Origin of the sequence: Streptomyces sp. Root1304 (genome assembly GCF_001426405.1) — a bacterium.
GTDB lineage: Bacteria > Actinomycetota > Actinomycetes > Streptomycetales > Streptomycetaceae > Streptomyces.
The window spans coordinates 186,730-204,551 of sequence record NZ_LMEP01000004.1 but is presented as its reverse complement, the minus strand read 5'-3'; the positions used below and the strand labels follow the sequence as shown (position 1 = coordinate 204,551).

The window sequence follows — 17,822 nt, the reverse complement described above, 5'->3', positions numbered from 1 at the left end:
CCTCACGGTGGCGGCCTACTTGACGGCGCCGGCGGTCATGCCGGACTTCCAGAACCGCTGCAGCATCAGGAAGATGGCGATCAGCGGGGCCACGGCCACGAGCGAGCCGACGACGGCCAGCAGGTAGTCCTCGGGATGGCCCTGCGTGAGCGCTGACGAGTACCAGACGTAGAGACCGAGGTTGACCGGGTAGAGGTCCTGGTCGGAGAGCATCACCAGGGGCAGGAAGAAGCTGTTCCAGATCTGGGTGAACTGGAAGAGGAAGATGGTCACGAAACCGGGAGCGATCATCGGGAACGCGATGCGGCAGAAGGTCCGGAACTCACTGGCCCCGTCCATCCGCGCCGCTTCCAGGACCTCGTCCGGCACGTAGGAGGCGCTGAAGACCCGCGCCAGGTAGACGCCGAACGGGAAGACCAGTCCGGGGATGAACACGCCCCAGAAGGTGTTGACCAGGCCGACTTTCGCGGCGAGCAGGTACAACGGGATCGCCATCGCCGTGCCGGGCACCATCACCCCGAGCAGCACGAGCGAGAACAGGCGCTCCTTCCCGGGAAACGCGAGCTTGTCGAAGGCGTAGCCGGCCGCGACGCTGAACACCGATGCCAGCAGGGCCCCGACACCGGCGTACAGCACCGTGTTGAGCAGCCAGCGCAGGTAGACGCCGCCGTCCGCCGTGAACAGGTGCCCGAGGTTCTCGGTGAGGTGGACCTCGTCGCCGAGCGCGAAACCGTTCGTGCCGAACAGATCCTCACGGCTCTTGGTGGAGGACAGCAGCAGCCAGGTCAGCGGCAGCAGGGTGTAGAGGGTGGCAAGGCCCAGCATCGCCGTGACCCCGGCCTTGGACAGCAGGGCGGACGGTGACTTCACAGGGCGGCCCTTGTCTCTACGAGTCGCCGACCGACGGCCGGACGACTGCGGCGTCACGGGCGCGGGGGCCGGAGCGTCGAGTGTGGAGGACTTGGTCACGACGTGCTCCCGCGGCGTGAGAGGCGAGTGACGACGAACGACAGCACGGCTGCGAACAGGGCGATCAGCAGTGAGGCGGCTGCCGCCAGGCCGAAGTCGTTGTTCTGGAAGGCGGCCGTCTGGACGTACATGTTGGGCGTGAAGCTGCTGCCGATCGCGCTGGAGGCGTTGTAGATGACCTTCGGTTCGGTGAAGAGCTGGATCGACCCGATGACCGTGAACAGGACCGCGAGCGCGATCGCGGGGCGGATCATCGGGACCTTGATGGACAGTGCCGTCCGCACGGCGCCCGCACCGTCGACCTTCGCCGCGTCGAGCGTCTCGCGGGGCACGGCCTGCAGAGCGGCATAGAAGATGACCATGTTGTAGCCCATCCACTCCCAGACGGCGATGTTGGCCGCGGAGAACACGGCGTTGTCGACCGACAGGAAGTTGACGTCGATGCCGCCGGATTCCAGGAAGTCGATCACGGGGCTCAGGCCGGGTGTGTAGAGGTACACCCAGATCAGCGCGGCGATCAGTCCAGGCACCGCGTGCGGCAGGAAGAGCGCCAGCTGGAAGAAGTTCCGCGCCTTGGCCAGGCCCGAGTCGAGCAGCAGGGCCAGGACCAGCGATCCGCCGATCATCACGGGGATGTAGACCGCGCAGTACACGGCGATGACGAGGAAACCGTCGCGGAACGCCTCGTCGGACAGGGCGCGGGCGTAGTTCCCCAGCCCGGAGAAGACGTTTTCCGTACCGCCGAACCCAAGGCCGGACGTGCGGGTGGTGAACAGACTCAGCCATGCCGCGTAGAACAGCGGGGCGAGGGTGACGGCCGCGAACAGGCCGAAGAACGGTGTGAGGAGCAGTGCGGCGGTCCGGCGCTGACCTCGGGCGGATGGGCTTGCCATACCGGCCTTCCTTGGGTGGGGCGGGGGAGAGCGGGTGCGGGAGGGAGCCGGGGGCCGGCCGCCTGGCAGGGAGGCCGGCCCTCCGAGCTGGGCTCCTACGGGGCGGTGACCTTCAGGCCGCGCTGCTCCATCTGCTTGATCGTGGCCTGCTCGGCGGTGGTGAGGACGCCGGGCAGGGTCACCGTGCCGTCGGCGACCTTCGGGAGCTGGTCCACGATGGCCGTGTTGGTGGCGCCCATGACGGGGCCCCACGTCCAGCCGGGCCGGATGGCGTCGTAGGACCGCGACATCAGGGTGTAGATGTCCTGCCCGCCGTAGTAGTCCGTCTTGAAGGCGGCCTTCGTGACCGGCACGAGTTTCGGGTCCGCGGGGAACATGCTGCTGGTGCCGGACGACACCCAGGCCTTCATGCCCTCGGGGTCCGTGGTGATCCACTTGATGAACTCGGCGGCGGCACCGCTGTTGTCGGACCCCTTCGGAATCACGAAGGACGAACCTCCGTACATGCCCGAGGCCGGCTTGCCGTCCCAGGTGGGCACGGGCGCCACGGCCCACTTGCCCTTCTGGTCGGGGACGGTCGCCTGGTGCGCCCCGGCGCACCAGCTGGCGCAGACGTAGGCGACGGTCTGGTTCTTCTGGACGCTCGTCCAGAAGGGGTCGAGCTGGCTCAGCGAGCGGACGAGGTCCTTGCGGGCGAGGTCACCCCAGTAGGCGGCGACCTTCTTCGACGGGCCGTCGTCGACGGTGACCTTCCAGGAGTCCTTCTCGGTGGAGAACCACTGCCCGCCGGCCTGCCAGGAGAGAGCCTCCAGGAGCCCGGGGTTGTCGGTGTACAGGACGCCGCCGCGGGCGGCGGGGTCCGCCTTCTTCACCTGCTCGGTCATGTTCCGGTACGCGTCCCACGTCGTGGGGACGTCGAGCTTGTGCTGGGTGAAGAAGTCCTTGCGGTACATCATCATCAGGGGCGCCGCGTCACGCGGGACGGCCCAGGTCCGGTCGCCGAGGTTGACCAGCTGCCGCGCCGCCTCGGGGAACTGGGCCTTCACCACCGGTCCGAGGGTGCCGCTCAGGTCCTCGATCTTCCCCTGGGCCGCGAACTCGGGTAGGTGCGGGTACTCGACCACCGCGACGTCCGGGGCGGTGCCGGCCTTCACGGCGTTGGTGAGCTTGGAGTAGTACTCCTGGCCCGACGGCACCGTCTCGAAGGTCACCTTGATGTCCGGGTGGCTGCGGTTGAAAGCCGCAGCCACCTTGTCGGACCCCTTCACGAAGGACCAGAAGGTGACCTCACCGGTCTTCTTCGCCTCGGTCGAGGAAGCGCCCTGATCCGCTCCTCCACCGCAGGCGGTGGCAAGCAGGGCGAGCGCCATGACGGAGCCGGCCATGACGGCCGTGGTTCTGCGAAGCATGATGTGCACCGATCGTTCGCTGGGGCGTTGACCGGAATCATTCGTCAGTAAATACGGCTTCGTCAATCCCTAGAGCTTCATTCGACAGATAACGAAATCAACTGATGCGATGTGGCACCGGCCTCCTGCCCGCGCTCTACGCGTGTTCACCCGCTACGGAGGAGGCCCCGCTGGAGTCCCGTACGCGCAGCTCCGGGCGGAGCAGCAGCTCGGCCAGCGGGGCGGCCGGATCGGCGAGTCGCCGCCTCATCAGATCGACCGCCCACTCCCCCACCGCCCGCTTGGGCGGTGCCACAGCCGTGAGCGGCACATCGCTCAGCTCGGCGACCTCGTCGTCGTACGTCACGATCGCCAGATCCTCCGGAACGCGCAGGCCGCGCGCCTGAAGGAGGCCGACCAGGGTGACGGCATCGAGATCGTTGTGGACCAGGGCGGCTCGCACGTCACCCGCCTCGACCGCCGACACGAGCTCCTCCAGCCACTCGGCCGACGCCTGCCCGTCAACCGGATCAATGCCGTACTCCGGGCCCGACGTCAGCCCCAGGGCCTGACAGGCCGACACGTAACCCTCCCTGATCAACAGGGTATTGGGGCTCTCCGCCCTGGCGGCCAGCGCGATCCGCTCGTACCCAAGACCGGCGAGGTGCCGGACGGCCAGGCCCGCGCCATGGGCGTGGTCCGACGCGACCTGTTCCAGCCGCCCGGCCTGCGCACCAGCCCGCCGGTCCACGAGAACGACCGGTATCTCGAGGCCGGCCAGCCACTCCTCGGCCAGGTCCACGGGTTCGAGTCCGGCGCGCGGCATCAACAGCAGACCGTCGACGCCCGCCGCGATCAGCCGTCGCACCTGCTCCTGGTTGTCCGCCAGCGTCTCGCCGGAAACCGCGAGCACAACGCGCACCCCGTGCGTGCGCGCCGCGTCCTGCACACCTCGGATGATCTCGGGGTAGTAATAGCCCCCCGGCGGGACGATCAGCCCGAAGGCATCCCCCTGCCGCGCCGAGGACCGGGGGGCGGCGGGGCCGGGCACGTCGGCCGCCTGCGCCGCGGTTGGCGACATGGCACCTCCGTGGACACGGACGATCAGCCCCCGGCCTGCCAGCTCCCGGACGTCCTGGCGCACGGTGACGGCGGAGACCCCCATCTCCTCCGCCACGTCCTTCACCTTGATCGATCCCCGGCGCTCGACCAAGCGCAGGAGCACCTCACGCCGCTCTTCAGCCAGCACTCACGTGCCCCCTCCCATCGTGAGCGAAGCCATTTGCTTTCACTCGACAAGTGAAAGGTATCAACCAAGGGCAGCGACGCGTTGCAGCGAGGAAGATCCAGCGACTAAGGTCGGACAGAAAGCGCTTTCTAAGAAGGGGGCCCTGTGTCGACCTCGGACGTCCTCGTCTACACCCGCACGGCCGGCTACCGCCACGATTCCATCCCCGCGGGTACGGACGCGCTCGTCGAGCTGGCCCGCGAGGGCGGGTTCGAGGCGGAGGCGACGGGCGAACCAGAGGCCTTCACGGCCGAGCGGCTCGGGCGGTGCGCGGTGGTGGTCCTCTTGTCCACCACCGGGTCGGTCCTCACCGGCCAGGGTCGATCGGCCCTGGAGGCATTCGTACGGCGCGGCGGCGGGCTCCTCGCCGTCCATGCGGCCGCCAACGCCGAGCCCGACTGGCCGTTCTACGGCGAGCTGCTCGGCACCCGCTTCGCGGGCCACCCCCCTCTGCAGCACGGTCTGGTCCACGTAGAGGACCCGGCACACCCGGCGACCGCGCACCTGCCCGCGGAATGGGCCTGGACCGACGAGTGGTACGACTTCACCTCACCCCCGCGCGACGCGGACGTCCACGTCCTGCTGCGTGCCGACGAGTCCACGTACACCGGCGGGACACACGGCGCGGACCATCCGCTCTCCTGGTGCCACGAGAAGGCCGGCGGCCGGTTCTTCTTCACAGCCCTCGGCCACACCTCGGAGTCGTACGCGACCCCCGCCTTCCGCACCCACCTGGCCGGCGCTCTCCATTGGGCCGCGGGCCGCCAGGGCCGCTAGGTCGTGTCCGGTCGACTGGGCGGAGTCGGACCGCGTGGTCCGGGCCATCCGCCGCCGAACAGCGAGACCGGGTCGCACGCCCTCGACCGTCGAACGGCTCAGCCGTGGGCGGCCTGGCCAGGGTGGCGCCTCAGCGGGCGGGCAGATCCTGCTCCGTCCAGATGATCTTGCCCTCCCTGGCGTGCCGGGTTCCCCAGCGCTGGGCCAGCTGCGCGACCAGCATCAGGCCGCGGCCCCCCTCGTCGAAGAGGCGGGCCCGGCGCAGGTGAGGTGCCGTGCTGCTGGCGTCGGACACCTCGCAGACGAGGCTTCGGTCGTGAATGAGCCGGAGCCTGACCGGCGGTCGGCCGTAACGGATGGCGTTGGTGACCAGTTCGCTGACGATCAGCTCGGTGATGAACGCGGAGTCGTCCAGTCCCCAGGCCGCCAGCTGTTCCGAAGCGTTCCGCCGGGCCCCTGCCACGGCCTCGGGCTCGGACGGAATGTCCCAGGCGGCGACCCGGCCGCGGTCGAGGGCCCGGGTGCGGGCCAGCAGAAGCGCGACATCGTCTTGGGGAAGGTCGGACAGGAGCGCCCCGAGCACGGTGTCACAGACCCGTTCCAGGGACGCGGCGGGTTGGGCCAGGGCCTGGCTCAGTACGTCGAGCTCGTCGCCGGTGGTGCGGCTTCGGCTCTCGGTCAGGCCGTCGGTGTACAGGGCGAGCAGACTGCCTTCCGGCAGTTTTAGCTCAATCGTCTCGAAGGGCAGCCCTCCAAGGCCCAATGGCGGCCCGATCGGCAGATCGGGAGTGACGGCCTCAGCGGGTGCCGCGGCGGGGAGGACTACACGCGGCGGCACGTGCCCGGCGCTGGCCAGCGAGCAGACACGGGAGACCGGGTCATAGACGGCGTAGAGGCACGTGGCGCTGATCTCGTCCTCGGTCGGCGACTCCTCTTGCTGGAGGCGGACGACGACGTCGTCGAGGTGGGTGAGCAGCTCATCGGGGGGCAGGTCGACGTCCGCGAGGGTCCGGACGGCCATCCGAAGCCGGCCCATGGTCGCGGAGGCATGGATACCGTGGCCGATCACGTCGCCGACCACAAGGGCGACGCGGGCCCCGGACAGCGGGATGACGTCGTACCAGTCTCCGCCCACCCCCGCGTGAGAGCCGGCCGGCTGGTATCGGGAAGCGACCTCCACGGCAGACTGCTCCGGTGGGCACCGCTGCAACAGGCTGCGCTGCAGGGTGAGCGCGGTGGAACGCTCGTGTGTATAGCGGCGAGCGTTATCGATATAGACGGCCGTTCGCTTGGTGATCTCCTGGGCGAGAAGCAGGTCGTCGTCGCTGAACGAGGCCGCCGTGCGGTGTCGGAAGAACTGAGCGAGGCCCAGGGTCCTCCCCCGTGCCTGCAGCGGCAGCACCAGCACCGAGTGGATTCCGTACTCGGCGACGACCGCCCTCTGATCGGGGCTCCGCGTCAGCCACACCGGGAGCGCCGAGGCGTCGATGCGGCAGCGCCACGGCTGCCCCGTGGCGAGGACCTGCGCAGGCTCCGCCCCTTCCGGGCAGATGTACGAATGACCGGTCCTGACAGCGGAGTCCGGGCAGCCTTCCCATACGGACCGCTGCGCGACGCGGTGGAGGGTAGGGGGTCCGGGGACCGGTTCGGCGTCCCGTTCCAGGAGCGCGGAGTCGAGCAGGTCGACGGTGACGAGGTCGGCGAAGTAGTCGGTGCCGACGGCGGCCAACTCATCCGCGGTGCCGGCGATGTCCAGGGTCGTCCCCACCCGCACGTTGGCCTCGTTCACGAGCGACAACCGCCTCTGCACCCAACGGTCGCGCTCCTCCTGATACGCCGCGACCGCCTGCTCCGAGGTGCGGTCGATGAACTCGAGGATCATCCCGCTCAGCTTGACCGTCGCCGCGTTGATCAGCACCGGGTCCTTCGTGAGCCGGTTCATCTCAGCCAGCATCGCGCGCAGGAGGCCGGCCTGCCCGTACCGATACGTCCGCAGCAGGGTGCTGATGCGCCCTCCTGCCCGGGCGAACCGCCGCGCGTACTCCACGAAGGAGAGCGGCGCCTCGACCCGCGTCAGGTCGAGACCGTTCTCGAGGGCGTCACCCCACACCGTGATGTTGTCGGCGATGCTCGCCCCTCCCAGCGTGACGATGTCCTCGTACTCCGTGAGCTCGGGAACCTTCACGCTCAGGAGCTGCGCCAGCTGGTCGGCCAGCTCGGCCGCCCTGGACACGACACCGCGAGCGGCGTGAGAGAGGATCACATCGACGTCGGACTCCACCACAGCAATGTATGCCCGACGAGCCCGTGGCGCCCTGGCAGAGACCGGGGGCCCTGCCGGACAGGAGACAGAGAGCCGGAGGAATCCTCCTGGTCAGACCACCCGGGAGGAGGCCCAGATCCGTATTCTTCGAGCGGCGGGCCTGCCATGGCCTGCCGGGCTCGAAAGCCGTTCCGTGATCCGCGATCACGTCCTGGTCCGCGAAGTGCGCCAGCGAGGAGGCGCCTGCCGTGGTGCGCCACGTCCTTCTGGGCCAGCTCTGCAGCCGGCCCAGGCCGCGCCGGCCCACACGCTCATCTCCGGCGACGCTCAGCTGAGCAACGGAATGATGTCGGAGCCGTACGCGTCGATCGTGCCCTCGCGGTTGTCGTGCATGGCGTAGACGGCGAACTGGTCGACTCCCAGGTCCTTCAGCCTGCGGAGCTTCTCGACGTGGGCCTCTGCCGGGCCCAGGAGGCAGAAGCGGTCGACGATCTCGTCGGGGACGAAGGCGGTGTCGGGGTTGTCGGCGCGGCCGTGGTGGGAGTAGTCGTAGCCCTGCCGGTCCTTGATGTACGCCGTCAGCTCCTCCGGGACCATCGAGGAGTGTTCGCCGTACTTGGAGACCAGGTCGGCGACGTGGTTGCCGACCATGCCGCCGAACCACCGGCACTGGTCACGGGCGTGCGCCAGTGCCTCGGGCGAGTCGTCGGCCGTGACGTACGCGGGCGCGGCGACGCAGACAGTGAGCGCGTCGGGGTCCCGTCCGGCGTCGGCGGCGGCCTGCCGAACCGCCTTGACCATCCATTCGGTGAGGAACGGGTCGGCGAGCTGGAGGATGAACCCGTCGGCCTTCTGCCCGGCCAGGGCGAGGGCCCTGGGGCCGTACGCCGCCATCCAGACGGGCAGCTTGCCCTCCTTGATCCACGGGATGCGGATCGGGTTGCCGTCGACCGTCGCCTCGCGGCCCTCCGCCAGGTCGCGGATGACCTCGATGGCCTCGCCCAGCCGGGCCAGGGTGTTCGGCCTGCGGCCGGCGACGCGCATCGCGGAGTCGCCGCGCCCGATGCCGCAGACGGTCCGGTTGCCGTACATGTCGTTGAGGGTCGCGAAGGTTGAGGCCGTCACCTCCCACGTCCGCGTCCCGGGGTTCGTCACCATCGGGCCGACATGGAGTTTCGTGGTGTGTTCGAGGATCTGGCTGTAGACGACGAAGGGTTCCTGCCAGAGCACGGCGGAGTCGAAGGTCCAGCCGTAGCGGAAGCCGTTGCGTTCCGCCCGGCGCATCAGGCCGACAACCTGCGAGGCGGGCGGGTCGGTCTGCAGGACGAGTCCGAAGTCCACGCGGGACCTCCAAGTTCGAGTCGGTGCGATGGGACCACTGGGCCGTTCAGCCCAGGTACTGACAGAGACCGCGCGGCACGAACGCTCCGTGGCCGGCGTGACCCACGTACTTGCGCCGGTCGATGACGACCTCACCGCGCGAGAGGACGGTCTCGACCTGCCCGGTCACCCTCTGGCCCTCGTACGCCGAGTAGTCGACGTTCATGTGGTGGGTCTCCGCCGACAGCGTCTGAGTCGCGTGCGGGTCGTAGAGGACGATGTCCGCGTCCGCGCCCGGCGCGATCGTGCCCTTCTGCGGGTACAGGCCGAACATCCTCGCCGGGGACGCGCAGGCGATCTCGATCCACCGGCGGCGCGAGATGTGTCCGTCCACGACGGCCTGGTGGAGGAGGTCCATGCGGTTCTCCACCCCCGGCAGACCGTTGGGGATCTTCGAGAAGTCGCCCCGGCCCAGCTCCTTCTGGCCGACGAAGCAGAACGGGCAGTGGTCGGTGGACACCACCTGGAGGTCGTTCGTCCGCAGCCCGCGCCACAGCGCCGCCTGGTGCTCCTTCGGACGCAGCGGCGTCGAACATACGTACTTGGCGCCCTCGAAGTCCGGCTCGGCGAGGTTGTCCGTCGACAGGAACAGGTACTGGGGGCAGGTCTCGCCGAAGACCGGGAGGCCCTTGTCCCGGGCGGCGGCGATCTCGGCGACCGCCTCCTCGGCCGAGACGTGCACGACGTACAGGGGAGCCCCCGCCACCCGGGCGAGCTGGATGGCACGGTGGGTGGCCTCCGCCTCCAGCAGGGCCTTGCGGACCTCCCCGTGATAGCGCGGATCCGTCTCGCCCCGAGCGAGCGCCTGCTCGACGAGGACGTCGATCGCGATGCCGTTCTCCGCGTGCATCATGATCAGCCCGCCGGTCTCCCCGGCCACCTGCATCGCCCGCAGAATCTGGCCGTCATCCGAATAAAAGACACCCGGATACGCCATGAACAATTTGAACGAGGAAACGCCGATTTCGACCAGCTTCCGCATCTCCCGCAGCGTCGCCTCGTTCACGTCCGACATGATCATGTGGAACGCGTAGTCGATCGCGCAGTTCCCGTCCGCCTTCTTCATCCAGGCGTCCAAGCCGGCCCTGAGTTCCTGCCCCTTCGACTGCACCGCGAAATCGACGATCGTCGTCGTACCGCCCCACGCCGCAGCCCGCGTCCCCGTCTCGAACGTGTCCGACGCGAACGTGCCGCCAAAAGGCAGCTCCATATGCGTGTGCGCGTCGACCCCGCCCGGGATCACGTACTTCTGCGACGCGTCGATCACCCGGTCCGCCGTCCACTCCTGCGTCCCCGGCGCCGCCAACGCCACCACCCGACCATGCTCGATCAGCACATCCGCGTGCACCTCGTCCGCGGCCGTGATCACAAAACCACCGGTAATCAGAGTCCGAGTCATTCCCCAGCCATCCCTTCACACCGACCAACGACCAGACCACCACCGACACGGGCCGGGGCCACACCCCGGCCCGCCGGCCCCCTCACGCCGCCACCTCGCACGGCACACGGCCTACTCCGCTAGAAGACCCCTGGTCACGCGACCGAACGAAACTCTTGAAGGAGGTGATGCCCTCCTGGACGAGACGGTCCATCTCCTTGAGCGTGTGCTCGTTGACGTCGGAGAGGATCATGTGGAAGGCGTAGTCGATCGCGCAGTTGCCGTCGGCCTTGGCGTACCAGGCGTCGAGTCCCTCGCGCAGGGACCGGCCGACGGTCTGGACGGCGAAGTCGACGATGGTGGTGGTGCCGCCCCAGGCGGCGGCGCGGGTGCCGGTCTCGAAGGTGTCGGAGGCGAAGGTGCCGCCGAAGGGCAGTTCCATGTGGGTGTGTGCGTCGACGCCGCCCGGCAGCACGTAGCGGTCGGTGGCGTCGATGGTGCGGTCGGCGGTCCAGCCGGCCGCCGCGTCGGAGCCGTGGGCCGCGAGGGCGACCACACGGCCGTCCTCGATCAGCACGTCGGCGTGGAGTTCGTCGGCGGCGGTGACGACGAGGCCGCCGCGGATGGCGGTACGGGTGCTCACGGGGACTCTCCCTGCTCGATGCGGCGGGACGACGTGACTGCTGGACCTGGGCGGAGGCGGGATGGGCCTACGGCGTGCGGTGACCGCCCGGGCGGGGGTGGGCCCACAACCTGCGGTGACCGCCCGGGCGACGTGGCTACAGCACGCCCAGGGCCTGTTCGAGGACCGCGGCGCCCTCCTCGGCCTCGGCGACCGTGAGGGAGAGCGGCGGGGCGATGCGCAGGGTGCTGGTGTTGTGGCCGCCTCCCTTGCCGAGGAGCAGGCCGTTCTCGCGCGCGGCCTCCAGTACGGCGCCGGCCGCCGCCGGGTTCGCCCGGTCGGTGCCCGGTTCGGTCAGCTCGATGCCGATCATGAGACCGCGCCCGCGGACCTCGCGTACCGCCTCGACCCCGGCGCAGGCCGCCCTGATCCGCTCGATGAGCAGGCCGCCGACCCGGCGCGCGTTGCCCTGGAGGTCGTGTTCCAGGAGGTGGCCGAGGTTGGCGAGCCCGGCGGCCATGGTGACGGGCGAACCGCCGAAGGTGGAGATGGAGCTGGCGTCGAGGCAGTTCATGACCTCGGCGCGGGCGACGACACCACCGACGGACATGCCGTTGCCGATGCCCTTGGCGAAGGTGAGGATGTCCGGCGGCCCCGCCTGGCCGTGGGCCTGCCAGCCCCAGAAGTGGTCGCCGGTACGGCCCCACCCGGTCTGCACCTCGTCGGAGATCCACAGGATGCCGTGCCGGTCGAGGACCTGCCGGAAGGCGGCGTAGAGCCCGTCGGGCGGGGAGGTGAAGCCGCCGACGCCCTGGATGGGTTCGGCGATGAGCGCGGCCACGTCCCGGGTGTGCCCGAGCAGGTCTTCGAGGTCGGCGACGCAGGCCTCGGTGAAGCGCTCGTCGGTGTACTGGGCGTACGGGCCGCGGGTGCGGACGCCGCCGTGCACGTACAGGGTCTGGAGCGGCGAGAGGCCGGTGGGCGACCAGGTGCGGTTGCCGGTGATGCCGACGGTGGAGAAGGAACGGCCGTGGTAGCTGTTCCGCATGGCCAGGATCTGGTTGGAGCGCCGGTACGCCGTGGCGAGGAGGAGCGCGGTGTCGTTGGCCTCGGTGCCGGAGGTGGTGAAGAAGACCCGGGCGTCGGGGATGCCGGAGAGTCCCGCGATCCGCTCCGCCAGCTCCACCATCGGGCGGTTGAGGTAGAGCGTCGAGGAGTGGATGATCCGCCCGGCCTGCTCGGCGACGGCCTTGGTGACCTCGGGCAGGGCGTGGGCGGTCATGGTGGTGAGGATGCCGCCGAAGAAGTCGAGGTACTTGCGGCCCTCGGCGTCCCAGACGTGGCGGCCCTCGCCGTGGGTGATCTCGATCGGGTCCTTGTAGTAGAGCGCGACCCAGTCGGGGATGACGGCCTTGTGCCGGTCGAAGAGGCTGCTCACGGCCGCACCAGCCCGTCGTACGCGTCGGGGCGGCGGTCCCGGTAGAAGGCCCACTGCTGGCGCACCTGCTCGATGAGCCCGAAGTCGAGGTCGCGGACGAGGAGTTCCTCGGACTTGTCGGAGGCGACCTCGCCCACGAACTGCCCGCGCGGGTCGACGAAGTAGCTGGTGCCGTAGAAGTCGTTGTCGCCGTACTCCTCGATGCCGACGCGGTTGATGGCGGCGACGAAGTACTCGTTGGCGACGGCGGCGGCGGGCTGTTCCAGCTGCCAGAGGTAGGAGGACAGACCGCGGTGGGTCGCCGAGGGGTTGTAGACCAACTGGGCGCCGTTCAGGCCGAGTTGGCGCCACCCTTCAGGGAAGTGCCGGTCGTAGCAGATGTAGACGCCGACCCGGCCGACGGCGGTGTCGAAGACCGGCCAGCCGGCGTTGCCCGGGCGGAAGTAGTACTTCTCCCAGAAGCCCTTGACCTGGGGGATGTGGTGCTTGCGGTACTTGCCGAGGTAGCTGCCGTCGGCGTCGATCACGGCGGCGGTGTTGTAGTAGAAGCCCTCGCTCTCGACCTCGAAGACGGGCACCACGATCACCATGCCGGTCTCGCGGGCGAGCTCCCGCATCCGGGTGACGGTGGGGCCGTCGGGGACCGGCTCGGCCCAGCGGTAGTGCTCGGGCTCCTGGACCTGGCAGAAGTAGGGGGCGTTGAACACCTCCTGGAAGCCGATCACCTTGGCGCCCTGCCGGGCCGCTTCCCGGGCGTGCTCCTCGTGTTTGGCGATCATGGATTCGGTGTCGCCGGTCCAGGTCGCCTGGACGAGCGCGGCGCGTACGACGTCGGTCATGAGCTGCTCCTTCGGCACGGCGTCAGAGAGCCTCTACGCACGTAGACGCGGTGCGTAGGAGGAGAACGTAAGCCCCGTCACACCCCGGAGCAAGACCGCCGCCGCGAAGCGGCCGGGTCGATCATGTTTCATACCCGAGTGGTCCACGTCGGACACGTACCGACACGGCGGGACACCTGATGACACCTGCCGGTGCTCGTACGCGCCCCGGGGCGGGCGAGGCGGTCAGGCCCCGGCGAGGCCCGCCACCCGGAAGGCGTGCCGCAGGTCGCGCTCCCGTGCCGCGGACACCGCGCGGGCCGCTTCGAGCAGCCGCGGGACCAGCCCGCGCGGGTCCGCGCCCGCGAGCCGGGCCGCGTCCCCGGGGGCGCGCACCCGCACGAACGCGGTGAGCAGCGCGTGGGCCTCCCGGTGGTGGCCCTCGGCCCGCAGGGCGGCGCACGCCCCGGCCAGTTCCTCGACGGGGCGCGCCACCCCCTGGCGCAGCAGCCGCTCGCAGTCCGCGGCGCGGCCGGCGTCGGCGAGGACGCCCGCGACGGCCGCGAGCCGTTCGGGCGGCAGCGAAGCCGCCTCCCAGAGCAGGGTGGACCAGTCGGCCGCGAGCCCGGCCCGGTGCAGTTCCACGGCGACGGCGGGGAGCCGGGCGGGCGGCCCGTCGAGCGCCTCGCAGAGCAGGACGTGCGCCTCACCCGTACGGCCCTGGGCGCGGAGGCGCTGGAGGGCGTAGACCGCGTTGGCCGCGGCGCGGGCGTCCCGCGCGGGGTCGGCGGCGGCGGTCGCGGCGGGGTCGGTCGCGCGGGCGGCGGCCGGGGCCGCGGCGGGGGCGGTCGCCCGGGTTCCGGCGGGAGACCGGGCCGCACCCCGCTCACCGAAGCCGCCGAACCGGGCCCCGCGCGGGGCGGCGCCTCCGGACGGGAGGACGGGTACGGCCGCGGGCGCCGCTCCGGGTACGGACACGGGCAGGGGTCCCGCGTCCGGTGCGCCCATCGGCCCCGGGCCCTCCGCCCCGTCCTCCAGCCAGGCGTACCGGGCACCCCTCGGGCGGCAGCCCGCCCCCGCCCTGCCCGGTGGTGCGACGGGTGCCGGCGACGGCGGCGGGTCGAGCCGGGCCAGCCGGGCCGTCAGCTCGGCGACCCTGGCCGCGGCCCTCGCGCGGTCGTCGCGCGTCCACGCCAGGTCGTGTTCCAGGCGGGCCGCCTCCTCCGCGTCCGGGGCGGGGTGTGCGTGCAGCCGGTCGTCGATGGCGCGGGCCCGGGCCTCGGCGTCCCGGCGTTCGCGTTCCATGAGGTCCCGGCGTTCGGCGAGTGCCTCCGCTCCGCCCGGCCTGCGGTCGTGTGCGGCGGCCGCCGCCGCGTACAGCGCCCTGCCCCGGGCGGCGCGCGGCCCGTCGCCGGGCTCGCCGGCGTCCTGGAGCAGGGACCCGACGACGTCCCAGGGCAGGAGCTCCGCCCCGGCGAAACAGGCGCGCATCCCCTCGGGGTCGCGCGCGCGGAAGAGTCCGTACCAGCCGCCGGGCGGGACGCGCTCCACGAGCTCCACGAGCCAGCCCGTGAACGCGGCCATGTCCGACGGAGGCCGGGACACCGGGAGTTGAGACACCGTCATGCGTTTCGCACCTGCCCCGCAGTCGACTGGAACCTTCCGGTCCGCGGGTATTGGACCGCAGTCGTGTTACGGGACGACTACGGACCGTTTTCGTGCGCGTGCCCCGTCGGTCCGTTCACCCGAAGGAGACGACGATCCCGGTGTGCGGGCGCTTCCCGAGCCGGACGATCATCGCGGGGACGTCGGTCAGCCAGAACTGCCAGGTGTACTTGCGGGCCAACAGCCCCCGGATCCGGCGGAGTTCGTCGCCCTCCACCAGCCGGCCCGTACCGGTGAACCGCTCGGCCCCCTCGGCGACGTTCCCGCGCACGTCACAGACGGCGACGGCGACCCGGGGGTCGTTCCGCAGGCGCTTGACCTTCCAGGAGTCGCTGCGGGTCCAGGCGTACAGCTCGGAGCCCTCCACCGCGTACCAGACGGGAGTGGCGACCTCGGTGCCGTTCTTCCGGAAGGTGGTCAGGCTGACGTAGCGGCCGCGCCGCAGCTCTTCGGGCATCATGCCCGGGAGCCTATGCCGGGGTCGGGTTGGAGGCGTGGGTGAGGGTCTCCCAGGCGACGAACAGGTCGTCCGTGCCGCCCGGCCGCTGGCTCGCGGCGAGCCTCTCGGTCTGCGGGAGCCTCATGCCCATCCGCCCTTCGAGGTGGTTGAGGGCGACCTCGACGTCCGGGCCCATCGTCCGGACGACCTTGCCGCCGCACAGCCACTTCGGAGGGGTCGCGCCGAGCTGGTAGCGGGAGTGGAACTCCAGTGCCGCGCCGATCCGCCGGGCCTCCTCGCGGTACAGGTCGAGCCCCTGGTGCCAGGCGGTCTCGGCGATGTGGGCGGTCGCGGCGAGCGAGTACCCGATGTGCATGAAGTTGCGGCAGGTCTCCTGGCCGATGCCGTCGGCGTAGGTGCGCTGCCCGAACCAGTACGTGGCCAGTTCGTCGGCCGTGTCGATCGTGCCGCCGGGCGGCGGTTTGGGCAGGGCGCCGTCGGAGGCGAGGTAGAAGTAGGCGGGGACCCGTGCGCGGTAGCGGCGTACCGCGCCCTCGAAGACCGTACGGTCCTCCAGGAACACGGCCATCCCGATGGCGGCGTCGGTCATCGCCAGTTCCCAGTTGCCGTTGTAGTCGGGCACCTCGGCGGTGACAGCCGGCAGGTAGGCCCTGCGCAGCATCCACTTGAACCGCTGGACGGCGGGGCCGCCCCACTGCGGGTATCCGGCGTGCACGATCTCGGCGGCGCGCGCCCAGGAGGAGCCCGACCAGGCGGTCTGGAGGTCGGCGTCGTCGCGCGTGTGCTCCTTGACCGTCTTCGACCAGGCGTCCATGATCTCGACGGCCTTGGCGGCGTGCGCGGCCTCTCCGGACACCGACCACATGAGGGCCTGGGTGTAGGCGGCGATGGCATCCTCGCGCTCGGCGACGCAGGCGTCCGTGCCGGCGTTGGACGGGCAGGCGACGGTCTTCGCGGGGTGGGGCGCGTAGTCCAGCGAGGCGTACGCGCTCTCGCCCATCGACCGGTAGGCGGAGGACCAGGGCTCCTCCCCCGCGGCGACATGGCGGCGCACCGACGCCAGCTGGGCGCCGCCGACGAGGACTCCGGGGTGGCGGAAGTGCTCGGGTGCGGTCCCGGCGGGCACGGCCTCGGCGTCGGACCGGGGGCCGCCGTTCCCGGCACCGCAGGCCGTGCCGAGCAGGAGCGCCGGGCCGAGGAGAGCGGCGAGGAGGATCTTCTGTCGACGGTGCACGGGTCCACGGTCACCGAGGCGGCCGGAGCGCGCATCCGGGGCTGGGCCAGCGGGTGGGGCCCGGGCGCGGGCGCGCGTCGGGTACGCGCCCCGCGCTCAGTCGCTCTTCGCGTACGCGGTCCGGGCCTCGGTGATCTCCGGGACGTGGGCGCGGGCCCAGGCGCAGGCGGTGTCGAGCGGCTCGATCAGCGAGCGGCCGAGGGCGGTCAGCGCGTACTCGACGCGCGGCGGGTTCTCGTCGTACGCGGTGCGGGTGAGGAAGCCGTCGCGCTCCATGGTGCGCAGGGTCTCGGTGAGCACCTTGGGGGTGATCCGGTGGAGCGGGACGCGCAGCTCGGAGAAGCGGCGGGGCCGTCCGTCCTCCAGACAGCGGAGCACCGTGGCCGTCCACTTGCCGCCGACCCGGATCGGCCGGGCGCGGTCGGAGCACTCCGGGTCGTCGAAGAGGTCGGCGGGCAGCTGCTGGCTCATGCGCCCGAAGCTAGCCCAGTACCGTTGAAGTAACCAGGTGGTCCGGTTCTACGGTCCTGCCATGACCAACGACATGAGCAGCGGCGACAGCGGGAACATCATCGTCTTCGGAGCGGGTGGACGGGTCGGCCGGGCGGCCGTGGCGGAGGCGGTGGCCCGGGGCCACCGGGTGACGGCCGTGGTGCGCGATCCGGCGAAGTACGGGGATCTGGCGGGGAGTTCGGTCACGCTGGTACGGGGTGACGTGACCGATCCGGCGTCGGTGGCCGCGCTCGCGGCGGGCCACGACGCGGCCGTGAACGCCTCGGTCAGGCTCGACGTCTCCTCGGAGGAGTACTTCACGGCGGCGGCGAAGGCCCTGGTGGCGGGTCTCGGGGAGGCGGGCGTGCGGCGCCTGTTGACCCTGGGGATCGCCACGACGCTGGAGAGCGAGCCGGGTGTGCGCCTGATGGACGCACCCGAATTCCCGGCGGAGTGGCGGGCGTTCTCGCAGGGGCATGTGGCCGAGTTCGCGCTCCTGTCCGCCGAGGCGGGGCCGGAGCTCGACTGGCTGATGGTGGTGCCGCCGATGGACCTGAACGCGGAGGCCGAGGTCACCGGCGGCTACCGGACGGCCGTGGGCACGGTGATCGAGGGCCCCGGCCGGATCGCGCACCGGGACCTCGCCCTGGCACTGCTCGACGAGATCGAGCGCCCGCGCCACAGCCGGGTCCAGCTGGCGGTGTCGGTCCAGGACGCGCCCGAAAAGCCTTCCGGACGCACCCCGGCCCCCTGAGGA

At 70.9% G+C, this 17,822-nt stretch carries 15 protein-coding genes and 1 pseudogene; 2 read left to right on the top strand and 14 right to left on the bottom strand.

Going from position 1 to position 17,822, the window contains the following annotated elements; translation table 11 throughout:
• Positions 1 to 15 precede the first annotated feature (15 nt).
• The 4 genes from ASD33_RS08810 to ASD33_RS08795 all read right to left on the bottom strand — a co-directional run bounded on the left by ASD33_RS08810 (position 16) and on the right by ASD33_RS08795 (position 4,499).
• Positions 16 to 825 carry a carbohydrate ABC transporter permease gene (locus ASD33_RS08810; RefSeq protein ID WP_242426878.1) on the bottom strand — a complete coding sequence of 270 codons (810 nt, stop codon included), beginning with the start codon at positions 823 to 825 and terminating at the stop codon, positions 16 to 18.
• 140 nt (positions 826 to 965) lie between these two features.
• A complete protein-coding gene (locus ASD33_RS08805) occupies positions 966 to 1,862 on the bottom strand; it encodes a sugar ABC transporter permease (RefSeq protein WP_056556093.1) in 897 nt (298 codons plus the stop codon).
• 95 nt (positions 1,863 to 1,957) lie between these two features.
• Positions 1,958 to 3,271 carry an extracellular solute-binding protein gene (locus ASD33_RS08800; protein WP_056556211.1) on the bottom strand — a complete coding sequence of 438 codons (1,314 nt, stop codon included), beginning with the start codon at positions 3,269 to 3,271 and terminating at the stop codon, positions 1,958 to 1,960.
• A 136-nt stretch (positions 3,272 to 3,407) separates the two neighbouring features.
• A complete protein-coding gene (locus ASD33_RS08795) occupies positions 3,408 to 4,499 on the bottom strand; it encodes a LacI family DNA-binding transcriptional regulator (protein ID WP_056556090.1) in 1,092 nt (363 codons plus the stop codon).
• Positions 4,500 to 4,643: 144 nt separating this feature from the next.
• Here ASD33_RS08795 and ASD33_RS08790 point away from each other — a divergent pair, with 144 nt between their 5' ends.
• Entirely contained in the window at positions 4,644 to 5,315 is a 672-nt protein-coding gene (locus tag ASD33_RS08790) for a ThuA domain-containing protein (RefSeq protein WP_056556087.1), read from the top strand.
• Between the two features lie 130 nt (positions 5,316 to 5,445).
• On the opposite strand, the gene ASD33_RS08785 is transcribed toward ASD33_RS08790, so the two are convergent.
• From ASD33_RS08785 to ASD33_RS08740, 10 genes and pseudogenes are all read right to left on the bottom strand, one after another.
• Positions 5,446 to 7,596, bottom strand: coding sequence for a SpoIIE family protein phosphatase (locus tag ASD33_RS08785; protein ID WP_242426874.1), 2,151 nt, complete (start codon positions 7,594 to 7,596; stop codon positions 5,446 to 5,448).
• A gap of 309 nt (positions 7,597 to 7,905) precedes the next feature.
• The gene (locus ASD33_RS08780) at positions 7,906 to 8,919 is read right to left on the bottom strand and encodes a TIGR03842 family LLM class F420-dependent oxidoreductase (protein ID WP_056556081.1); all 1,014 of its coding nucleotides are present in this window, start codon (positions 8,917 to 8,919) and stop codon (positions 7,906 to 7,908) included.
• 46 nt (positions 8,920 to 8,965) lie between these two features.
• Complete coding sequence (gene hydA / locus ASD33_RS08775) at positions 8,966 to 10,357, bottom strand: dihydropyrimidinase (protein WP_056556078.1); 1,392 nt, start codon at positions 10,355 to 10,357, stop codon at positions 8,966 to 8,968.
• A 154-nt stretch (positions 10,358 to 10,511) separates the two neighbouring features.
• Positions 10,512 to 10,979, bottom strand: a pseudogene (locus tag ASD33_RS08770) (amidohydrolase family protein); the annotation flags it as partial.
• Positions 10,980 to 11,115: 136 nt separating this feature from the next.
• Positions 11,116 to 12,396, bottom strand: coding sequence for an aspartate aminotransferase family protein (locus ASD33_RS08765; RefSeq protein WP_056556072.1), 1,281 nt, complete (start codon positions 12,394 to 12,396; stop codon positions 11,116 to 11,118).
• Positions 12,393 to 13,235 (bottom strand): nitrilase-related carbon-nitrogen hydrolase, encoded by an 843-nt coding sequence (locus ASD33_RS08760; protein WP_056556069.1) that lies wholly within the window; start codon positions 13,233 to 13,235, stop codon positions 12,393 to 12,395. Before ASD33_RS08760 ends, ASD33_RS08765 begins: the two co-directional genes overlap by 4 nt.
• 225 nt (positions 13,236 to 13,460) lie before the next feature.
• Positions 13,461 to 14,840 (bottom strand): UL36 very large tegument protein, encoded by a 1,380-nt coding sequence (locus tag ASD33_RS08755; RefSeq protein WP_199863480.1) that lies wholly within the window; start codon positions 14,838 to 14,840, stop codon positions 13,461 to 13,463.
• Between the two features lie 115 nt (positions 14,841 to 14,955).
• Positions 14,956 to 15,339 (bottom strand): PPOX class F420-dependent oxidoreductase, encoded by a 384-nt coding sequence (locus ASD33_RS08750; protein WP_056556063.1) that lies wholly within the window; start codon positions 15,337 to 15,339, stop codon positions 14,956 to 14,958.
• A gap of 10 nt (positions 15,340 to 15,349) precedes the next feature.
• Positions 15,350 to 16,573 (bottom strand): alginate lyase family protein, encoded by a 1,224-nt coding sequence (locus tag ASD33_RS08745; protein WP_056556060.1) that lies wholly within the window; start codon positions 16,571 to 16,573, stop codon positions 15,350 to 15,352.
• 96 nt (positions 16,574 to 16,669) lie between these two features.
• Positions 16,670 to 17,044, bottom strand: coding sequence for a helix-turn-helix domain-containing protein (locus tag ASD33_RS08740; RefSeq protein ID WP_056556057.1), 375 nt, complete (start codon positions 17,042 to 17,044; stop codon positions 16,670 to 16,672).
• Between the two features lie 61 nt (positions 17,045 to 17,105).
• On the opposite strand from ASD33_RS08740, the gene ASD33_RS08735 reads away from it, so the two are divergent.
• Positions 17,106 to 17,819, top strand: a complete 714-nt coding sequence (locus ASD33_RS08735; RefSeq protein WP_056556054.1) for an NAD(P)H-binding protein — start codon at positions 17,106 to 17,108, stop codon at positions 17,817 to 17,819.
• Positions 17,820 to 17,822: the final 3 nt, after the last annotated feature.